The sequence below is a fragment of the Mesorhizobium sp. M2A.F.Ca.ET.037.01.1.1 genome, assembly GCF_003998075.1.
Lineage (GTDB): Bacteria > Pseudomonadota > Alphaproteobacteria > Rhizobiales > Rhizobiaceae > Mesorhizobium.
In genome coordinates, this window is record NZ_RZSA01000707.1 from 1 (window position 1) to 3636 (window position 3636).

Annotated in this window: 4 protein-coding genes; 2 read left to right on the plus strand and 2 right to left on the minus strand. The window is 61.3% G+C overall.

All coding sequences use genetic code 11. The annotated features are described in order from the left end of the window. Nucleotides 1-1551, minus strand: a 1551-nt coding sequence (locus EOA27_RS27375) for an extracellular solute-binding protein (RefSeq protein WP_145970565.1), incomplete at its 3' end; no start/stop codon positions are given. A gap of 295 nt (nucleotides 1552-1846) precedes the next feature. Here EOA27_RS27375 and EOA27_RS27380 point away from each other — a divergent pair. Further along, nucleotides 1847-2467 (plus strand): invasion associated locus B family protein, encoded by a 621-nt coding sequence (locus EOA27_RS27380; protein ID WP_126082728.1) that lies wholly within the window; start codon nucleotides 1847-1849, stop codon nucleotides 2465-2467. Between the two features lie 73 nt (nucleotides 2468-2540). On the opposite strand, the gene hspQ is transcribed toward EOA27_RS27380, so the two are convergent. Further along, nucleotides 2541-2864: a heat shock protein HspQ gene (gene hspQ / locus EOA27_RS27385; protein WP_042642369.1), complete on the minus strand. Its 324-nt coding sequence runs from the start codon at nucleotides 2862-2864 to the stop codon at nucleotides 2541-2543. A gap of 211 nt (nucleotides 2865-3075) precedes the next feature. On the opposite strand from hspQ, the gene EOA27_RS27390 reads away from it, so the two are divergent. Next, the coding region (locus EOA27_RS27390) for an AEC family transporter (RefSeq protein ID WP_189562126.1) at nucleotides 3076-3636 on the plus strand (561 nt) is incomplete at its 3' end.

Here is a 3636-nt window from a genome sequence, read left to right on the forward strand (position 1 = left end):
AACCGATCCCCAGCGGCCGAGTTGCTCGCTGCCGGGCGACAAGGAGTTGTTGAAGCCGCTGGTGCCGATCAGCACCTCGAAGTCGTAACGCTGCTTGCGCGACTGGATCTGGTCGCCGTCGAGCGAGCGGATGCCGACGTCGATGCCGATCTTTTCCAGCGTGCGCTGGTAGATCGCCGCCAGCCGCTCCTCATCCTGCGATGAGGTCAGGATTTCGAAGCCGAAAGGGTTTCCCTGCGGGTCGAGCATCCTGCCGTCCTGGACGCGGAAGCCTGCGCTTTTCAGCAATTCGAAGGCGGCTTTGAGCACCTTGCGATCCTGGCCCGAACCGTCCGTCTCGGGCGGCCGCCAGGTGCCGTCCATGACATCGGCAGGCACACGGCCGGGGTAGGGGGCAAGCAGCGCCCTTTCGCGATCGTCGGCCGGGTGACCGAGCGCGGACAGCTCGGAGTTCTGCCAATAGCTCATGGTGCGGTTGAACTTGCCGCCGAACAGGTTCTTGTTCGCCCATTCGAAGTCGTAGAGCATGCCAAGCGCGCGGCGGACCACGGGATCAGCAAACTTGGGCAGCCGCGTGTTGAACAGGAAGCCGGTCACCACCGGCGGGATGCCGGTGTTGAAATACTCCTCCTTTACATCGCCCTTTCGGAATGCCGGAAAGTCGATGTCGCGCTCACGCTTGACCGGATCGGTCTCGTCATCAAGGGCGCAGATGCCTTTCTTGAACGCCTCCGTCTTGGCATTGGCGTTGAGAAAATACTCGATGGTGACCTGGTCGAAATTGTCGAAGCCGCGCTTGGAAGGGACGTCCTTGCCCCAATAATCCGGATTGCGCTTGAAGACGATGCGTTGCCCGGGCAACACCTTGTCCACGATGTAGGGGCCGCTGCCGATCAGCGGCTTCAGCGTCGTCTTGTCGAACGTCTCCTTGTCGAAGGCGTGCTTCGGGACGATCGGCGTCAGCGCGACGATCAGCGGGAATTCGCGATTGGCCTTGTCGTTGAAGGTGAATTTCACGCTGTGCTCGCCGGTCTTCTCCAGCTTGGCGATCATGCTCATGCGGTCGCTATAGGGCGGGCGGCCCTTGTCCTTGAAAACGTCGTAGGTGAACAGCACGTCCTCCGGGGTCACCGGCTGGCCGTCCGACCATTTTGCATTGGGATTGAGGTGGAACTCGATCGACTTGCGCTCCTGATCCATGTCGGCGCTCCCGGCAAGCAGGCCGTAGAGGCTGAAAGGCTCGTTGTAGTTGCGCTGCATCAGCGGCTCGAAGACGAGATTGCCGTAGACGGTATCGATCATGCCGCGCGCGGTGGTACGCAGGCTCTTCAGGATGAAGGGGTTGAGGTTGTCGAAGGAGCCGACGACGCAATAGGTGACGCTTCCCCCTTTCGGCGCGTCCGGATTGACGTAGTCGAAATGCTTGTAATCGGGCGGCAGCGCCGGCTCACCCTGCATGGCAATGCCGTGCTTCGGCTCCGATTGCGCCGGAAGGAGCGAAAGAGCCAGAAACGAGGTCGCGGCGATCAGTTGGACGAGAACGCGGTCCATGACCGTCTCCTTGCCGGGCGGCTTTGTGATTCGCCATGCACCGTAGAGCATTTCGCCATCTGATTGAATCGGCGCGCCAACGGGAATCGGGTTCAGCCGCTCCATCGCCGATCTAGCTCGCTCCTGGGGATGCGAAACCACCAAGAAATCGCGGAAACCGGGCTGGATTCGACGCCGCTGGCAGTGTAACACGCGCTCCGAAGTCATCCTGTTGCCTCATTTGGGCAACAGGTAGCTGGACCGCACGGCACGAAGAAGCCGGTCCCCGGGATCATTTGAGAGGAAAGTGCACCATATGACGATCAACGCGTACCGCCTTTCGGTGCTGGCCGCAGGCGTGGTCGGCGTTCTGGGCGCCGGGCTTTTCACTGCCTCGGCCCAACAGCAGCCGCAGATTCCTCAGGGCTGGTTCAAGGCCTGCACCAAGCAGGCAGACGTCGACATCTGCAATGTGCAGAACATCGTCACCGCCGGCAATGGCCAGCTCGTCACCGGCGTCAGCCTGATCGAGCTCAAGGGCAAGGTGAACCGCAAGGTCTTCCAGGTCACCGTCCCGACCGGCCGCCTCGTGCCTCCCGGCATCGGCCTGCAGATCGATGGCGGCAAAGCGCAGAAGCTTGACTATGTGATCTGCTTCCCGGACCGCTGCGTCGCCGAAGTGCCGCTGACGGACCAACTCGTGGCGTCTTTCAAGAAGGGTCAGGCGATTTCGCTGACCTCGATCAACTTCCAGAACCAGCCGAACCCCATCAAGATCGCGCTCACCGGCTTCAGCGGCGCCTATGACGGCCCGCCGCTGCAGCAGTCGGACATCGAGGACCGGCAGAAGAAGCTGCAGGACTTCGTCGCCAAGAACAACCAGGATTTCGCCAAGAAGCTCAAGGACGAGCAGGAAAAGGCCAAGACCGCGAACTGATCGCGCAAGCGCGTTTCTCGTGCAAAAAAGCGGGGCAAATGCCCCGCTTTTTTGTTACCTCAAGCCATCACATTCAATGCTTCGACTGGCGCTTAGGCTCGTAGCGGCCGTCCGGCAGCTTGTCGAACATCTCGCCGATCTGCGGATGCCGCACCGGCTCGCCCGACCGGTCCTCGAGCAGGTTCTGCTCGGACACATAGGCGATGTACTCGGTCTCCGAATTTTCCGCCAGAAGATGGTAGAAAGGCTGGTCCTTGCGCGGCCGCACGTCGGCCGGAATGGCTTCGTACCATTCGTCGGTGTTGGCGAATTCGGGATCGACGTCGAAGATCACGCCGCGAAACGGAAACAGCCTGTGGCGAACCACTTGCCCGATCGAGAATTTGGCCGTTTTCATCGCATTCACCACTCAGGTTCCGAGGCGCCTTTCGTGGCCGCGCACAGGGCGCCTAAGACCTTGAATTTACACATCACGCAGCCAAAAATCGACTCCAACTTTCGACTGGGCCTATTTGGCGCAGGCGCCGCCGCAATTCAATAGCCAAGTCCTTGACCCCGGGCGAAGCAACGGGCTAGCCCGCGCGGGAGTTTTCCCGCCTGAGCGAAAAATGTCTGACGTCATCGGTCTCGTCCTTCCCTTCTTCGGCATGATCTTCGTCGGTTTCCTGGTGGCGCGCATCACCCGGCAGCCGCTGGAGGCGCTCGGCTGGATGAACATTTTCATCGTCTATGTCGCGCTGCCGGCGCTGTTCTTCCAACTGCTCGCCAGGACGCCGTTCGATCGGTTGACGGAATGGAGCTTCATCCTTGGCTCGCTCATCGCCACCTATGTCGTCTTCACGGTGATGTTCGCCTGGTCGGTTCTCGTCTCCCGCGGCGGCATCGCGCCCGCGACGGTCACCGCCCTTGCCGCGGCGTACGGCAACATCGGCTATATGGGGCCGGGTCTTGCCTTGCTGGCGTTCGGCGAGCAGGCGGCGGTCCCCGTGGCGCTGATCTTCTGCTTCGAGAACATCGTGCATTTCACGATCGCGCCGATGATGATGGCGCTGTCGGGCAAGGAGAAGGCGCCGCCGCTCCAACTGGCGTGCGGCGTCGCGAAGAAGATCGTGCTGCACCCCTTCATCATCGCGACCGCCCTTGGTGTCGCCGCCGCTTATGTGGAGTTC